We start from the raw sequence: 15,304 nt of genomic DNA on the forward strand, positions 1-15,304 counted from the left end.
TTCTCGCACACTCGGTTGCATACGCCAAGTAATTGCTAGCCAAACATTTTATAGTGAGAGCTATGCAACTAAATCTCTGCTTCTTCCGCACTGCGAAGGATGTAATCGGTCATCCACGCCGTGCCTAACAAGGCAAACCACACCACAAATACCGGGTTGGGCACGTCAATATTGGGCGACACAACTAAAGCAGCAAATCCGACGGTCGGCAGCGTCCAACAGAGCAACTTCCCCCAACGCAGTGTTTTTAGCTTCGTCAATGTTTCCATTGAGGCAATCATGCCCGTCAGCGAAAGTGCCACCAGCACGCCGTAGGAGAGTTCAGCCATCCACAGGGGCAAGATCAAACTGAGCGCCCACCAGCTATGTTTATTCGATGGTTTCCAGTGATTGGCTGACCACCACACCACCGATATTGAGAGGGTTTGCAGCACAGTGATAAAGGCACTGCCCTCTAATTTTCCACCGGCCTGTGTGACCATAATGCCGACTTGCAGCGCTGCGACAATCAATGCGATGGTTAACACCACCCACATATTGCTGCGTTTTGAGAACACCACCATTAAGAGCGGAAAGAGTATCCATTGGCTGACCGACAACGCAATCGGCTGATAAGGCAACGTCAAGCCGTAAACCGTCATTGCACCGATCAATATCAACCCGACAATACCGCCTTGAGGCAATATCCAAAGCGCGGGAATGAGCATCGCGAGCAGTGGGATGTCTCCTTCACTCATGCTGATGGTGCGGGCGCAAATCACCGCGAGCAGTGTTGCGACAAAGAACTGAAATGTAGACAATACCATCCTCTCTCCTTATCCATTCCATGGAAAAAATCGAACTAGGACAAAAGCATTATGGACCAGTTTCTCGCGCAAATCTTTGCTGTGATTCACCAAATTCCATGTGGAAAGGTCTCTACCTACGGAGAGATCGCAAAAATGGCGGGTTACCCAGGTTACGCAAGACATGTCGGCCGCGCGCTAGGCCAACTGCCTGAGGGATCATCTCTGCCTTGGTTTCGGGTCATCAATAGTCAAGGTAAGCTCTCACTGAGAGGCGAAGCGTTTGAAAGACAAAAAAACGCCCTCATTGAAGAGGGCATTGAGGTCTCACCAGAAGGCCGAGTAAGAATGGCTCGCTATCGCTGGCAGCCGTAAGACGATGTTTAACGCACACCTTTAAGCATTAGATTCACTTGCTGCGTTTTCGCTTCATCGGTAATCACGCGATACGCGGTATCAGAGATAAAACGTAATTTCCCACCCACCTCAATTCTTGCGCTGACGCTATAAGTATGTCGCGCGTCAATTTGGCTTGGATCGTAACTGAGCTCAAACGCAAACGGGACTTGTGCCCCATCCGCTAAAAACTGCTGTTTGGCGATCACTTTAGCCGGCGCATCCGCCAGTGACACATCTTGCAACGTGACCGTCACCAAGGCTTCGCTCGGCAGTGCGATGCGCTCTCGGTAGGCAAGAGTACCGGAGACTGTTTCCATTTTCGGCGCAGTCGCCGACGGTTGCCCCGCGTGGCAACCTGCGAGCGCAAATATCGCGGTGCATGCTAAAAACCAATGCGTGATATTCTTTTTCATAGTGCCTCTTTAATTTGTTCGCCAAAAACCCAACGTAAGCGGGAGAATCGCCTTGAGTATAAACGATGGCTGTGCACAGTGGTGCTTATTGATGAAAGAGTTGACCGCGACCTAACGCAAATCAGAAAAGTCTGACTACAATTTCATACAGCTGTTTAAATTTATCACTCAACCGATAAAATAGTCGCTATCGTCAACCTGTACCTATGAAACCCGCTCGACAAGGGGAAGGATCTGCCAATGAGTAAACCTCTCAAAGAACTCCTAGAACTACTGAAACTTGAAAAATTAGAAGAAGGATTGTTTCGCGGCCAAAGTGAAAATCTTGGCCTACCGCAAGTCTATGGAGGACAAGTGATTGGTCAGGCGCTTTCTGCCGCTCGCTACACAGTGGATGATGCGCGCACTGTGCACTCATTTCACAGCTACTTTCTCTACCCTGGCGATCCTGAAAAACCGATCATTTACGATGTGGAAAACCTGCGCGATGGCCGAAGCTTCAGCACACGTCGGGTAAAAGCGATTCAAAACGGTCGACCGATTTTCTACCTAACCGCCTCCTATCATGGTGATGCGCCGGGCTTTGAGCATCAAAACACCATGCCGAATATTCCGGGGCCTGAAAACTTTAAATCCGAGTCTGAGCTCGCCGCGCAAATCGAACACATCTTGCCAGAGAAGCTGAAAAAAGCATTTTGTGGAGAGAAGCCGATTGAGATGCGCCCGGTCACGGTCGTCAATCCGTTAAATCCGCAAAAAGTCGACGCCAAGCAGTATCTTTGGATTCGTGCCAACGGTGAGATGCCCGACAATCAACTGATTCACCAATATTTGCTTGGATACGCCTCTGATTGGGGGTTCCTCGTGACCGCGCTTCATCCGCACGGTGTTTCTTTGATGACGCCTAAGTTCCAAGTGGCCACCATCGACCACTCTATTTGGTTCCATCGCCCTTTTAAAATGGATGACTGGTTGCTGTATGCCATCGAAAGCCCGACCGCCAGCAATACCCGAGGCTTAGTCCGCGGCGAGATATACAATCGTGAGGGACACCTGGTCGCCACTGCGGTGCAAGAAGGTGTGATGCGATTTACTCAATAACGCCAATGCCGTGTTTGGAATCATCCAAGCGCGGCGCTATTTTTCAGGCGCTGCCAGTTATTGCTAATCATAACGCTATCCCTGAATCGGCAACGCCGTGGTGTATTTCAGGGGCTCCATAGCAAAGGTCGACGTGACATTAGAGATACCCGCCACTGAGTTGACCAACTTTTTGTAAAAGCGGTCAAAACACGGCATGTCTTTCACCAGCACTTTCATCATGTAGTCATACTCTCCCGCCATCCGATAGAACTCCATCACCTCAGGGAACTCCGACACAGTCTCGACAAAGTGGCTATACCAGCCATGCGAGTGATCCGATGTTTTCACTAACACAAACGCCGTAAACGACAACTCCAGTTTGTCAGGGTTGAGCAACGCAACGCGACGCTCTATAACGCCACTCTCTTCCAACTTTTTCAGCCGCTTCCAGCACGGTGTCGTCGTTAGATTCACCGCGTCCGCCAGATCGTTCAACGACAACGTCGCATCTTGTTGCAGCAAGTTGAGGAGAGTTTTATCGATACGGTCTAGTTGCATGGTGAGGCCTTGGGTTATGGGTTATGGGTTATGGGTTATGGGTTATGGGTTATGGGTTATGGGTTATGGGTTATGGGTTATGGGAGAATTTCATTCTACGCTGACAGTGAAAACAAGGAAAAATAGGTAAGCATTTCTCCTTATTTGAAGTTAGTTTATTTTCATTGCATGAACAATGGAAGCGATACCGTGTGTAAAGATCATGATTGGATAAACAGCGCTGTGCGCAAAATTGAAGCGGACTATCAACGCAGCGCCGATACTCACCTCATCAAACTCGATTTGCCGTGTGTTGGCGGCATTGATATCTACTTAAAAGATGAAAGTACTCACCCCACCGGCTCGCTCAAGCACCGATTGGCACGTTCACTGTTTCTGTACGCAATATGCAATGGTTGGGTCGGGCCTGACACTCCGATCATTGAATCCTCTTCCGGCAGTACCGCGGTCTCAGAGGCATACTTTGCGCGGCTACTTGGGCTGCCCTTTATCGCCGTGATGCCCAAATGCACCGCGCGGAAAAAAATAGAACAAATCGAATTTTACGGTGGCAAAGCGCATCTGGTCGAACGCACCGACCAGATTTACGCAGCATCTCACTGCCTCGCCAAAGAGCTCAACGGCCATTATATGGACCAGTTCACTTATGCCGAGCGCGCGACAGACTGGCGCGGCAACAACAATATTGCCAACTCGATCTTTAGCCAGATGGCACTCGAGACGCACCCTATCCCCAGTTGGATTGTTATGAGCCCTGGAACAGGCGGCACTTCCGCCACCATTGGCCGCTTTATTCGCTATCAACAGCACAACACCAAGTTGTGCGTGGTTGACCCAGAACACTCTGTGTTTCATCAATTTTATCGTACTGGCGATGCTTCATTGACGCTCGACTCTGGCAGTAAAATAGAAGGGATCGGCCGCCCAAGAGTCGAACCGAGCTTTATTCCCGGCGTTATAGATGAAATGCGCACCATCCCTGACGCCGCCTCGGTCGCGACCATCCATTGGCTTGAGGGCATTCTGGGGCGTAAAGTGGGACCATCTACAGGCACCAATCTGTTCGGCGCGCTACAAATTGCCAGCGAAATGAAAGCCAAAGGCGAGCAAGGCGCGATTGTCACGCTACTCTGTGACAGTGGCGAGCGCTACCTCGATACCTACTTTTCACCAGAATGGGTTGAGGATCACATTGGTGATTTAGCGCCTTATCTCACGCAACTTAAACAGTTTGCAACCACAGGCACGGGGCTAAACATCCGATAAATTCAAACAACGGGTGATAAAATCGTGAGTTTATTAACTCGTTGTATTTATTATAAATAACGAAAATAGCAAGGGACTAAGTCATACAAAAATCAATTTTTAACCTAAGACTTCTGTTTTAAACTCAGCAGAGTCCCAAAAGAGCGACTATCCTTCACAGTAATAGCAAAATAACGTGGCTAGGTTATTGTTTTCGTGTTGATAAGATGTGATGATTATTGATAATAATAATATTACGTACCTTAAAACTATAACAGTCACCATTAAATTGTTGATACTGAAATAAGGAAATTTCTATGCTGTCGCTCTCCATTCGTGGGAAGGTCCTTGCACTCTGCTTGGTGTCTCTATTCGGCTTTGTGAGCATCCTCTCCATCGGTGGCTCAACTCTCACCAATAACACCGAACAAGTTCGTGATATCAATAAGCTTTATTACCCCGTGATGAATTCGGCCTCCCTGAACTCTGTGCTGCTCTCTCAGCTTGCAGAGCGATTCAATCTCGCCGTGACACTTGGTGATGAAGAGATGCTCGAGATCAACCGTGACACGCTCGCGGAAATCGTCGGCAACTTTGAGATGCAAGCCACTTTGCAGCCAGCACTAAAATCACAGACTGCGCAACTTAAATCGACGTTAGAGAGCTATTTCAATGGCACTTATGATGTCGCGCTCGGCATGATTGATGGCGAACTCGATCTGTCCGAGGCGGCCAGAAAAGCCGAAGCAAACAACCAACTTCTTAGCCAACTGACCACCCAAATGTCCGATTTCTCTCAAGCTCGCATTGATGAGTTTGAGCAGTCGGTAACGGAGCTACAAAGCGACAACGTAACCGCAAGTCGCAACATGAGCGTTCTTGGCGTTGTGGCGCTGGCTCTGATCATCGTCATGGGCGCATTTGTGACTCGTGGCATTCGCCGCGATCTGGGTGCCTTAGCTGAAAATATGCGCGATATTGCCGAGGGCGATGGCGATCTCACGGTACGTATTCAACATGACAAACGCGATGAATTGAAACCTGTGGTCGACTCCTTCAACCTATTCGTCAATAAGTTGCAGCAAAACGTCACCCACACTATCGAAAACGTCAGCAAGCTGGACAACATTTCCACCACTCTAGTGGAATCGAGCCATTCGACCTCTAGCCTGTCAGACAAACAGTACCAAGCGATCGAAGAAGTCTCTCGCTCACTGGCGCAATTGTTTGAAGCTGCGAGGCTGATTGCCTCCAACGCCAGCGATGCTTCCGTCTCAGCCAACAGCGCCAGTGAGCAAGCCAGCAATGGTGAAGTGCAAGTTAAGAGCACCATCACTGCCGTTCAAGAGCTGACAGAAGACGTGAGAAACGCCTCGACCGTCGTTCAACAACTCGATGCCAACACCCAAAATGCGGGCTCGATTCTGGATGCGATCAGCGCCATTGCTGAGCAAACCAACTTACTGGCGCTTAACGCCGCCATTGAAGCCGCCCGCGCGGGCGAACAGGGCCGCGGATTTGCCGTGGTGGCCGATGAAGTGCGTACCCTCGCTTCTCGCACTCAAACCTCTACTCAAGAAATTCAATCTGTCTTGCAGCAGTTACAGGAACAGACCAAAACCGCTGCCAACATCATTACCGAAAGCGCCAACAAAGCGGAAGCGTGCGTAGAGAAATCGCTCGTTGCTGAGCAATCTTTGCAGCGCATCACCGCTGACGTCTCGGATATCAGCCACAAAAACGAACTGATTGCTTCTTCCACAGAAGAGCAAGAACGCACGTCCGCAGAGATTGAAACCATAGTGGCCAACATCCGCAACATGGCTCAAGGCACGGCAGACAGTGTCGGTGAGCTCGATAGCGTCGCGCAAAACATCAACATTATTACCGCTAACTTAACCGAACTGACGAGTCACTTTAAGGTCAAGTAGCGATCTCTTTGTCTCTCACACCGTCTCGTAAGCGCGATGGTGTGGACAAATTCGCCCAAAATTAAATAACTATGATAACCCCCAACATAAAGTAGTGGAGTTCAGGATGAAAAGAACGATTCTAGCAAGCTGTGTGGCACTCGCCGCATTTGGCGCTAACGCTGCCAGTTTAGAAGACCTATCTATCAGTGGATTTGGTTCTGTCGGCATGGGTAAAGCGGATAACGCCGTGGGCTACGCCGGTTACACGGATGAGCACCTAGAGTGGGAACAAGAAACCCTTGGCGGTTTGCAGTTTGATTTCCAAATCAATGATCGAGCCAAGTTTGTCTCTCAAATCGTAGCGAACAGCCGTTACGATTACGATCCAAAGTTCGAGATGGCTTACGTCTCTTACGACTTTGACTCATTTACAGCGCGTGCAGGTAAACTGCGTCTACCGCTGTTCTTCTACTCTGACTATGTCGATTTGGGCTACGCCTACCCGATGATTCGTCCATCACAAGAGACGTACGAAAACATCGTATTGAAAGGCTACACGGGTGCAGAACTGCTCGTACCGATTGACTTTGAAGACTCAACCCTTCTGCTTCAACCTGTGCTAGGTATTGCAACGGTAGACGAAGATGACTCAAGCATCGGCGAAGTTAAACTTGATAAAATGATGGGTCTTTCGGCAAACTGGAACTACGATGACTGGACGCTTCGTGGATCATACTTTATTGCGGAAGCAAACCCATCAACAACCAATGCTACAGCAATTGCACTCGATGTCGCGGGTCAAGATGGTCAGTTTATCTCTCTTGGTCTTCAATACGATAATGGCGATCTCCTTATGAATGTAGAAGGCACAGATGTACAACTGGATGGTGCTTTCTATGACACTCGCTCTGTATCAGGTCTTGTCGGCTATAGAATTGGCGAGTTTACACCATATATTGCTTCTAGCTGGGTAGAGACAACCGACAACGAAGAGCGACCTCATCCTGGAGAGCTTACTGACCCAAGTCAGGCTGCTGCGTACTACCAAGCACTTGGCCTTAATGCTGGTCTAAACTACGAACGTATCTCTTATTCGATTGGTACTCGTTGGGATGTAGCACGAAATATGGCACTTAAATTTGATGTCACCTACGTAGACTACAAAGATACCAGTGGCGGCTTCAATACAAACTTGGTTACACAACAGCTAGGCGGTTCTACAATTGCCACTGGTGATTTCAAAGAAGACAGCACACTTGTCTACTCTGCACGTCTAGACTTTGTATTCTAAGGAGGAAGCGATGAAAAAACTGATCACTTTATTAGCGGCTTCTGCCCTTTCATTCAATGCGCTAGCAGGTATGGTCGTGATTGGTAATCCGGCTGGTGTGGACTCACTTTCAGCAGGTGATGTGAAAAAGCTCTTTATGGGCAAAAAAACCAAGCTCGACAATGGCTCAACTGCGCGTATCGTTGAGCTGGCTGATGGTGACGCTGGGCGTATTGCTTTTCATGAAATCGCCACGGGTCGCAGTGAGTCTCAGCTGCAATCGGCCTGGTCACGCTTGGTCTTCACGGGTAAAGCGGAAGCGCCTGTTCAAGTGGCGGATTACGCCGGCGTGATTGCGGAAGTCTCTTCGAATGCCAGCGCGATTGGCTATGTGGATGAGTCTGCTGTTACGGGCGATGTTAAGGTGCTTCTTAAGCTCTAAACCGCCCCTAAACGCAATCTAAACATAGGCGCAATCTAAACAAAAGCCAGCGAGGTGGAACCTGCGCTGGCTTTTTTGTCTCTGACGTTTGCTACTGCTTTGATTCGCTCTGTAGCTACTACTCGCTATTTGGTGCGATTCTGACGAGCTTCAAAGGCAGCCAACTGCTCTGGGGTAGCCTTAGGTTGATGGTTTTGCTTCCACTCATCGTAAGTCATACCGTAAACACGCTCGCGTGCGTCATCAATGTCTAATTCTAACCCTTGGTTGTCCGCCTCGGCTTTGTACCATTTGCTAAAGCAGTTACGGCAAAAACCCGCCAAGATCATCAGGTCGATATTTTGCACGTCTTTATTGTCATCGAGGTGTGACAGCAAGCGACGAAACACAGCGGCATCGAGTTTGTCTTGCTCTTCCTGTGAGAGGTGTTGGTACTTAAATTCAGCCACGTTACTCTTTCCTTGTTTTGGTTGTTAAGGTCAATCATGGAGAGGTGAAAAAAACGCCCATCGAAATGGGCGTTTTCTTACATCAGGTTACTATTTCTTACCTTAGGATACTATTTCTTGCCCTAGGATATTATCCTTGGATACCCACAATCAACCATGGCGCATTGTCGACGGTTAAGTCACGCTCTAGGTGCCAGATGTCTTCGATATTCTCTTCAACGCCTTCCACCGCATCACGGTAGCGACCGCTAAACTGTAGGCTCAGTTGCGCTTTTGACGCGTCGTAGTCCGCTCGCACGATTTCCGCATCCACGTACATAACGTCAGTGTGTTGATCGCCCTCTAGCTTCGCACGCTCTGCTTTTAGGTCTTCAAACAAGCTTGGTGACACGTACTCTTCAATGGTCTCCAACTGATTGTGGTTCCACGCCCCTTGCAAAATGCGGTAGTGCTCACGCGCGCCGTTGATAAAGGCCGCTTGGTCAAAACCCGGTGGCGTGTTGTGTGGCACATCAGTCTGTGCACCAAAACCGCCCGTAGAAGACGCAGACGCTTGTTCAAAGTTGTGAACATTCGGCTGTTCGAACTTGGGTGCGCTGCCGCCAAAAGCAGGTTGCTGACGATGTTGATTCATGCTGCCCTGTTTTGCGCCCAGCATACCGCGCATAAATTTGAAGATCACAAAGGCGATCAAACCGAGAATGAGAATATCCATAAATTGGATGCCCTCGAACGCGCCACCGAAAAATGCCGCGAGCAGGCCACCAGCCAGCAGACCGCCAAGCAAGCCGCCCATTAAGCCTTTTTTGCTTGAGCTCGGTGCTTTGGTCGATTGGTCTTTACCCAGCGTATTGGTGTTTTGTTGCTGCTGCTTCGGCGCAGGGGCTGTTTTAAAGCTTTTACCGAAAGATTTACCACCACCGAACTTTTTCGCTTCGGCAACAGGCGTCATGGCGACAGAGACCATGAGTAGAGCAACTAGGGAAAACAAACGTTTCATATTTTTCCTTAGAGTTTCCATTTGAGGATGAAGTTTTCGTTATCATCGCATAATACCCAGACATCCTTGATAAAGAAACCAGAAGCTGGGTTTATGATGTATCAGAATATTGCAGCTATCCGCAAGGAAACGCCCCAATTTAGTGATTGTTTTGTTGCGGATCGAACAGGTGCTTATTAGAATATTGAACATTGTTCATTTTCATCCCCTTTTTATGGCCAGACGCAACGACCACACTCGCGAAGAGCTGATCGCACTCACCTTAGACACGGTAAAAGAGTTCCTCACGACTCACTCTCATCATGAGCTGAGCCTGCGTAAGCTGGCGAACAAAATCGGCTATGTTCCGAGCACCTTGGTGAATGTGTTTGGCAACTACAACCTGCTGCTCTTACACGCGGTCGCTCAAACACTGGACGAACTCGCGCTTGAGTCAAAAAAGGTCGTTGAACGTTGTAACCACAGCACCAAAGCCTTATATGAGCTTGCCTATTGCTACCACGACTTTGCGGCACGCCACCCTTACCGTTGGCAGCTCATTTTTGAGCACAATATGAACGGGGAAGAGCTGCCCGAATGGCAAGCACAGCGCATTGACGGTATGACCAGCATGCTGGAACATCTGCTGAAAGCCGTTGCCCCTCATCGCTCAGATCAAGAGGTGGTGAAAGCCAGTCGCGTGTTGTGGGCGGGCGTTCACGGCATTACCTTACTCAGTGTCGATGATAAGTTTTTTGCTGATGAGCCGATTGAGGGCAAAGTGCTTATCGAAAATTTACTTTCGAGCTATCTTAAAAGCTGGTAATCAATAAAAGGCCCCTTCATGTCAGAGCCCCAGACCTCGCTTCTTCGACAGCAGCGCTTTCTACCCTATTTTATTACTCAGTTTTTTGGCGCGTTTAACGACAACATTTTCAAGAATGTTTTGCTGCTGTTTGTCGCGTTCGCGGGCGCAAACGCGCTCCCCATCTCTAGCAACTTATTCATCAACCTCGCTGCGGGCCTGTTCATCTTGCCTTTCTTTTTATTCTCGGCATCGGCGGGAGTATTGGCGGACAAATACGAAAAAGCGGGCTTCATTCGTAAAGTCAAATTGGCCGAAATTGCCATTATGTGCCTTGGCGCTGTCGGTTTTATTACCGAAAGCTATGTTATTTTGCTCTTGTTACTGTTTTTGATGGGTACCCAATCGGCGTTTTTCGGACCGATAAAATACGCCCTATTACCTTCTCAGCTTAAGCAACATGAACTGGTGAACGGCAACGCCTTAGTCGAAACCGGCACCTTTCTTGCGATTTTGCTTGGCACACTGGGCGCTGGCGTCATTGCCTCCGCAGAGAACGCCAAATACGTTGCGGCGGGCGCCGTCGTGGTGTTTGCGATTGCGGGTTATCTCGCGAGCCGATCAATTCCGGTTGCCCCAGCCAGCGACCCAAACCTGACCTTTCGTTGGCAGCCTATCCAACAGACACGCCGTACACTTGCGATTGCAAAACGCGACAGAACCGTCTTTCAAACTTTAATGGCGATCAGTTGGTTCTGGTTTTTAGGCGCTGCCTACCTGACTCAGTTCCCAAATTTCACCAAACTGCACTTAAGTGGTAATGAAGCCGCGGTCTCCTTCCTGCTCGCGCTGTTTTCAGTCGGCATTGCGGTTGGCTCCATGGCGTGTGACAAGCTATCGAAAAATCGCATCGATATTGGCATCGTGCCACTTGGCAGTGCCGGAATTACCCTGTTTGGTCTGCTAATGGCGCTCGCTGTCCCTGATCAATTGCCTGAATTTTCTACGTTCCACGCGTTTATTAGCCACTCAGCACTGTGGCCAGTGTTTGTTTATCTGCTACTGCTGGGCGCCTCTGGCGGTCTGTTTATCGTGCCTCTGTATGCGTTAATGCAGCAACGCTCAAAGGAGAATGAGCGCGCGCAGGTCGTTGCGGCGCTCAATATTTACAACTCACTCTTTATGGTAGGCAGTGCTGTGATGGGCATTGTGTGCCTGAGCTTACTCAACCTCTCCATAGTGCAGTTGTTTATTCTGCTGTCGGTGTTGAATGCCTTAGTCGCGCTCTATCTCTTCCTGCAAGTGCCGATTTTTGCGGTGCGTTTTTTGGTTTGGGTGCTGACGCACAGCGCCTATCGCGTCAAACACAAAAACTTACACCATCTGCCCGAACAGGGCGGCGCACTGATTGTCTGTAACCACGTCAGTTATATGGATGCGCTGCTACTGAGCGCGGTGTGTCCGCGTTTGATTCGTTTTGTGATGCATGAAGAGTACGCCCATCTTCCTCCGCTAAAACGCTTTTTAAAGCGGGCGGGCGTGATTCCGATTTGCGCGCAAAACCGAGGCTCTATCCGCCGCGCGTTCAGCGAAGTGGAACAATCGCTGGCAGAGGGACACATCGTCTGTATTTTCCCTGAGGGCACACTGACGCCTGATGGCGAAATCGGCCCTTTTATGCGCGGTATGGACATCATTCTTAAACGCAGCCCTGTCCCTGTGATTCCCGTCGCTCTGAAAGGCATGTGGGGCAGCTACTTTAGTCGCGTGAAAGGCAGTGCCTGCAAAGGCTTGCCGAGTCGATTCTGGTCGAGAATTGAAATCGAAGCCGGAGAGCCGGTTACGCCGCAAGAAGCCTCCGCCGAAGGGATGAAGCAACGCGTGCTCGAACTGCGCGGCGATTGGCGATAATCACCCCGCACACGACTTGATACAGGCGCTCACTGTGAAGACAAGCGTTAAGAAAAACTTAACGCTTGTTCAAATCATACTAATCTACTTAACAACAAAACTGCTTTAGACTGACGTTATTCACTGAACACGTTTCTGTAGGCACTTAGAGCAACGATGATCCGATCCTCTTCAACTTGGCTTTTCTGGGCAGCACTGGCCCTGTGTTTAACGCCCTGGATTTCGTCACCCACCGCACTGGTGATTGGCTTTTTGATCGCGTCGATGGGCTGGGTACCGGCGTCGATCCCGCTTGCAAAAATCACCAAAAAGCTGCTCGCCTACTCCATTGTTGGCTTGGGTTTTGGTATTCAATTTCAGCAAGCCATCAGCGTCACCGCGGATGGCATCGGCCTGATTATCACGACCATCGTTGGCACCTTGCTCATCGGTGGCTGGCTAGCGAAGAAGCTTAAGCTGGACACGGTCACCGGCTATTTAATTTCATCAGGCACCGCGATTTGTGGCGGCAGCGCCATCGCCGCCGTATCACCGGCGATCAATGCGAAAGATGAGCAAATTGGCTTGGCACTGGCAACTGTATTTGTGCTTAACTCGGTCGCTTTATTTGTGTTTCCGTTGATTGGGCACACCCTCAACCTCGACCAACACACCTTCGGAACTTGGGCCGCCATCGCCATCCATGACACCTCTTCGGTGGTCGGCGCCGCTTCGGCATACGGTGAGGAAGCACTTACCACCGCAACCACGCTAAAGTTAGCGCGTGCGTTATGGATAGTGCCTGTGGCTCTGGTGAGTGCGTGGATTTTTCACAGCGATGCAAAAAAGGTCACCATTCCCTATTTCATCGTGTTCTACTGCGCCGCGATCGGAGTGAGTGATGCGCTACCGCAATTTCAGGTGCTCTATGAAGGCCTTTTCGCGCTGGCAAAACGCGCATTAGTGGTCTGTTTGTTTTTGATTGGATGTGGTATTTCGCTAGAAAAATTGAAAGCTGCCGGACCCAAGCCCTTGTTGTTTGGCATCACCTTATGGGTGTTGATTTCAAGCGGTTCACTGACTTGGCTAATGCTCAGTTAACGCGCGAACCGACGTTAGAGATCTTCTGGTTCGATCATCACTTTGTTGTCTTGCTTTCTGCGACGTGGGCTCAATCGCTGACGCTGACGAAAAACCAACACAATGACCAACAGGAAAGCCGTGAGCTCGCACAACGAGCGCATCACACCCTCGCTTTGCGTCGCGACAATAATCTGAATCACCACCGCGACGATCAAGATCGCATTCATTGCTTATTCCCATCATCATTTAAACTAGCGGTTATTATGAAAGAGAGGAATAACAAAACGAAATTCAGATTTGGTCTGTGATATTGCCAAAAGACCTAATGGGTGAGGAGAGGCGAGTGGCTAGTTTCTAGTTCCTAGAAGGAGAAAGCCCTACTCTAGGAACTAGAACTAGCAACTTCTTAACCTTATAACGTGAGACTTTGATGCCTGTTTGGGTCAATTCAGGGGGCATCAAATAGTAACCGATGGGCCATTTGAACTTGGCTAATAGTGGTGTTAGGTGGGAATCTAGCTCGGTTTTATCGGGCATTGCGTTGGCATCGAGAACTGCGATTGGCCGCTGGCCATATTCGGCGTCGTCAACGGGCACCACAATCGCTTGACGAATCGCACTGTGGGTACAGAGCGCCGCTTCTATCTCTTCGCAGTGTACATTCTCGCCGCCAGAGATAAATAAGTTGTCGGCGCGGCCAAGTATACACAGCTCATTGTCCTGCCACTGGCCTAAATCTTTACTATCAAACCCATCCCCCTGCCCCGGCACGCTAACCCTCGGGAGCGGGGTCAATTGACCTTGAAAGTAGTAACCTGAGGCGAGCGTCTCACCGCCAATCAAAATCCGCCCGTCGTGCACCATCACGCGGCGATGGGGTAACACCACACCGGCGCTCTCTTTGCCATCCACGCGTTTTGCTGTCACGGTCGAGGCCGCTTCCGTCAACCCATACCCCAGCCAGGTGTCGATACCACGATCCGCAGCTTGTTGACTAAGCTCTAGCGGAATATGGCTGCCACCAAGCAACACACGACTCAGCTGTAAAGGCTGTTGGCTATCGAGTAAACGTTTAAGCTGCGTCGCCACCAGCGAGGCGTGAGTTACCTGTTGAATGTCGCGCGCCAACTCACCCGTGCCGATTTTGAGCTGCGCGCCACTGACCAACCAGCGATAGACGATCGCCATCCCAGAGACATGATAAAGCGGCAAGCTCAGTAGCCAGCAATCTTCAGGCTGAAAAGAAAAGTGCGTCAATAGACCCGTCGCTGAGGCCAAATGCTGCGCGTGTGTATGGGCGACGGCCTTAGCAGGCCCAGTCGAGCCTGAGGTAAAAATTAGCGTCGCGAGGTTATCTGGGTGGTAACTGTGAGAAAAATTCTCTTGGCGTTGTCGCTGGTTGGCAGAGAAGTCTAAGCGGAGGGTACTGCGAATATCTTGGCGAGAAGACCACTGCTTCACAGCGTTGGATGCGGGATACAACGTAGAAAGCTTTTGCGCCCTCTCCTGCTCACTACCGGGCATGCTGATGGCGCAAATGGCCCCTAGCTCCATACACGCCAACAACACAAACAGGAGTTCCGAATTGTTTTTATCGATGCAGGTGAGCACATCACCCTGTCCCACACCTTGCTGAGCGAGAGTCGATGCTGTTTCACTGACCACATCAGACAGCTCTGCCCAAGTATAGTCTCGCTCTGGCGTGCGCAAGGCCAGTTGCAATGGGCACTGCTGCGCCCATTGTCTAACTGGTGACAACATGAAGCCTTCCATCATAGTGCTCGCCTCTCACAGCGGCGATTAACATTGCCAGATGAGACTTTGCGACGACAGAGGCGTAACCGGCAGCTCACAGCCCGGCCAAGGGACCTCAAGTTGCGCGGTAAACAATCCGACGGTATCTAAACCTGGAATCGTCTCCGGCAGCAACCAATGGGCAAGGCGCGCCAGTTGCGTCAAGCCAAGGCTTGACTCAATACTTGAGCTGATC

At 50.0% G+C, this 15,304-nt stretch carries 16 protein-coding genes and 1 pseudogene; 9 read left to right on the plus strand and 8 right to left on the minus strand.

What is annotated here, in order from left to right:
• Positions 1-68: 68 nt before the first annotated feature.
• On the minus strand, positions 69-806 hold the full coding sequence (locus tag AC6R1O_RS11060) for a VP0952 family biofilm-associated protein (RefSeq protein WP_500632533.1): 738 nt from the start codon (positions 804-806) through the stop codon (positions 69-71).
• A gap of 51 nt (positions 807-857) precedes the next feature.
• Between AC6R1O_RS11060 and AC6R1O_RS11065 the strand changes: the two genes are divergently transcribed.
• Positions 858-1,160, plus strand: a complete 303-nt coding sequence (locus AC6R1O_RS11065; RefSeq protein WP_500657021.1) for an MGMT family protein — start codon at positions 858-860, stop codon at positions 1,158-1,160.
• Positions 1,161-1,168: 8 nt separating this feature from the next.
• Here the strand turns inward: AC6R1O_RS11065 and AC6R1O_RS11070 are convergent, their stop codons facing one another.
• Positions 1,169-1,597 carry a YbaY family lipoprotein gene (locus AC6R1O_RS11070; RefSeq protein WP_500657022.1) on the minus strand — a complete coding sequence of 143 codons (429 nt, stop codon included), beginning with the start codon at positions 1,595-1,597 and terminating at the stop codon, positions 1,169-1,171.
• Positions 1,598-1,837: 240 nt separating this feature from the next.
• On the opposite strand from AC6R1O_RS11070, the gene tesB reads away from it, so the two are divergent.
• Entirely contained in the window at positions 1,838-2,698 is an 861-nt protein-coding gene (gene tesB, locus AC6R1O_RS11075) for an acyl-CoA thioesterase II (RefSeq protein WP_334550896.1), read from the plus strand.
• Positions 2,699-2,773: 75 nt separating this feature from the next.
• On the opposite strand, the gene AC6R1O_RS11080 is transcribed toward tesB, so the two are convergent.
• Positions 2,774-3,238 (minus strand): Lrp/AsnC family transcriptional regulator, encoded by a 465-nt coding sequence (locus tag AC6R1O_RS11080; RefSeq protein WP_487903569.1) that lies wholly within the window; start codon positions 3,236-3,238, stop codon positions 2,774-2,776.
• A gap of 189 nt (positions 3,239-3,427) precedes the next feature.
• Here AC6R1O_RS11080 and AC6R1O_RS11085 point away from each other — a divergent pair, with 189 nt between their 5' ends.
• The 4 genes from AC6R1O_RS11085 to AC6R1O_RS11100 all read left to right on the plus strand — a co-directional run bounded on the left by AC6R1O_RS11085 (position 3,428) and on the right by AC6R1O_RS11100 (position 8,108).
• Positions 3,428-4,504, plus strand: a complete 1,077-nt coding sequence (locus tag AC6R1O_RS11085; protein WP_500657023.1) for a PLP-dependent cysteine synthase family protein — start codon at positions 3,428-3,430, stop codon at positions 4,502-4,504.
• A 443-nt stretch (positions 4,505-4,947) separates the two neighbouring features.
• Entirely contained in the window at positions 4,948-6,414 is a 1,467-nt protein-coding gene (locus tag AC6R1O_RS11090; RefSeq protein WP_500657027.1) for a methyl-accepting chemotaxis protein, read from the plus strand.
• A gap of 106 nt (positions 6,415-6,520) precedes the next feature.
• A complete protein-coding gene (locus AC6R1O_RS11095) occupies positions 6,521-7,687 on the plus strand; it encodes a hypothetical protein (RefSeq protein WP_500657024.1) in 1,167 nt (388 codons plus the stop codon).
• Positions 7,688-7,697: 10 nt separating this feature from the next.
• The gene (locus tag AC6R1O_RS11100) at positions 7,698-8,108 is read left to right on the plus strand and encodes a phosphate ABC transporter substrate-binding protein (protein ID WP_334550902.1); all 411 of its coding nucleotides are present in this window, start codon (positions 7,698-7,700) and stop codon (positions 8,106-8,108) included.
• A gap of 125 nt (positions 8,109-8,233) precedes the next feature.
• Here the strand turns inward: AC6R1O_RS11100 and AC6R1O_RS11105 are convergent, their stop codons facing one another.
• Positions 8,234-8,557, minus strand: a complete 324-nt coding sequence (locus tag AC6R1O_RS11105) for a DUF1244 domain-containing protein (protein WP_500631678.1) — start codon at positions 8,555-8,557, stop codon at positions 8,234-8,236.
• 130 nt (positions 8,558-8,687) lie between these two features.
• The gene (locus tag AC6R1O_RS11110) at positions 8,688-9,557 is read right to left on the minus strand and encodes a Tim44 domain-containing protein (RefSeq protein WP_500631679.1); all 870 of its coding nucleotides are present in this window, start codon (positions 9,555-9,557) and stop codon (positions 8,688-8,690) included.
• Between the two features lie 214 nt (positions 9,558-9,771).
• Between AC6R1O_RS11110 and AC6R1O_RS11115 the strand changes: the two genes are divergently transcribed.
• The 3 genes from AC6R1O_RS11115 (at position 9,772) to AC6R1O_RS11125 (ending at position 13,332) form a co-directional block, all read left to right on the plus strand.
• Complete coding sequence (locus AC6R1O_RS11115) at positions 9,772-10,362, plus strand: TetR/AcrR family transcriptional regulator (RefSeq protein WP_500631699.1); 591 nt, start codon at positions 9,772-9,774, stop codon at positions 10,360-10,362.
• An 18-nt stretch (positions 10,363-10,380) separates the two neighbouring features.
• Entirely contained in the window at positions 10,381-12,252 is a 1,872-nt protein-coding gene (locus tag AC6R1O_RS11120; RefSeq protein ID WP_500629708.1) for an MFS transporter, read from the plus strand.
• A gap of 156 nt (positions 12,253-12,408) precedes the next feature.
• Positions 12,409-13,332 (plus strand): YeiH family protein, encoded by a 924-nt coding sequence (locus AC6R1O_RS11125; RefSeq protein WP_500657025.1) that lies wholly within the window; start codon positions 12,409-12,411, stop codon positions 13,330-13,332.
• Between the two features lie 14 nt (positions 13,333-13,346).
• Here AC6R1O_RS11125 and AC6R1O_RS11130 read toward each other — a convergent pair whose 3' ends face one another.
• From AC6R1O_RS11130 to AC6R1O_RS11140, 3 genes and pseudogenes are all read right to left on the minus strand, one after another.
• Positions 13,347-13,541 (minus strand): hypothetical protein, encoded by a 195-nt coding sequence (locus AC6R1O_RS11130; RefSeq protein ID WP_334550910.1) that lies wholly within the window; start codon positions 13,539-13,541, stop codon positions 13,347-13,349.
• 127 nt (positions 13,542-13,668) lie between these two features.
• Positions 13,669-15,075, minus strand: a complete 1,407-nt coding sequence (menE, locus tag AC6R1O_RS11135; RefSeq protein WP_500631682.1) for an o-succinylbenzoate--CoA ligase — start codon at positions 15,073-15,075, stop codon at positions 13,669-13,671.
• A 39-nt stretch (positions 15,076-15,114) separates the two neighbouring features.
• Positions 15,115-15,304, minus strand: a pseudogene (locus AC6R1O_RS11140) (o-succinylbenzoate synthase); the annotation flags it as partial.

Source organism: Vibrio sp. R11-SG3-ISO3-SZ (assembly GCF_059834345.1).

Bases quoted from the DNA above. Each gene is read 5' to 3' on its own strand.
- AC6R1O_RS11060 (WP_500632533.1), bottom strand. From the start codon at position 806: ATGGTATTGTCTACATTTCAGTTCTTTGTCGCAACACTGCTCGCGGTG.
- AC6R1O_RS11065 (WP_500657021.1), top strand. From the start codon at position 858: ATGGACCAGTTTCTCGCGCAAATCTTTGCTGTGATTCACCAAATTCCA.
- AC6R1O_RS11070 (WP_500657022.1), bottom strand. From the start codon at position 1,597: ATGAAAAAGAATATCACGCATTGGTTTTTAGCATGCACCGCGATATTT.
- tesB (WP_334550896.1), top strand. From the start codon at position 1,838: ATGAGTAAACCTCTCAAAGAACTCCTAGAACTACTGAAACTTGAAAAA.
- AC6R1O_RS11080 (WP_487903569.1), bottom strand. From the start codon at position 3,238: ATGCAACTAGACCGTATCGATAAAACTCTCCTCAACTTGCTGCAACAA.
- AC6R1O_RS11090 (WP_500657027.1), top strand. From the start codon at position 4,948: ATGAATTCGGCCTCCCTGAACTCTGTGCTGCTCTCTCAGCTTGCAGAG.
- AC6R1O_RS11095 (WP_500657024.1), top strand. From the start codon at position 6,521: ATGAAAAGAACGATTCTAGCAAGCTGTGTGGCACTCGCCGCATTTGGC.
- AC6R1O_RS11100 (WP_334550902.1), top strand. From the start codon at position 7,698: ATGAAAAAACTGATCACTTTATTAGCGGCTTCTGCCCTTTCATTCAAT.
- AC6R1O_RS11110 (WP_500631679.1), bottom strand. From the start codon at position 9,557: ATGAAACGTTTGTTTTCCCTAGTTGCTCTACTCATGGTCTCTGTCGCC.
- AC6R1O_RS11115 (WP_500631699.1), top strand. From the start codon at position 9,772: ATGGCCAGACGCAACGACCACACTCGCGAAGAGCTGATCGCACTCACC.
- AC6R1O_RS11120 (WP_500629708.1), top strand. From the start codon at position 10,381: ATGTCAGAGCCCCAGACCTCGCTTCTTCGACAGCAGCGCTTTCTACCC.
- AC6R1O_RS11125 (WP_500657025.1), top strand. From the start codon at position 12,409: ATGATCCGATCCTCTTCAACTTGGCTTTTCTGGGCAGCACTGGCCCTG.
- AC6R1O_RS11130 (WP_334550910.1), bottom strand. From the start codon at position 13,541: ATGAATGCGATCTTGATCGTCGCGGTGGTGATTCAGATTATTGTCGCG.
- menE (WP_500631682.1), bottom strand. From the start codon at position 15,075: ATGTTGTCACCAGTTAGACAATGGGCGCAGCAGTGCCCATTGCAACTG.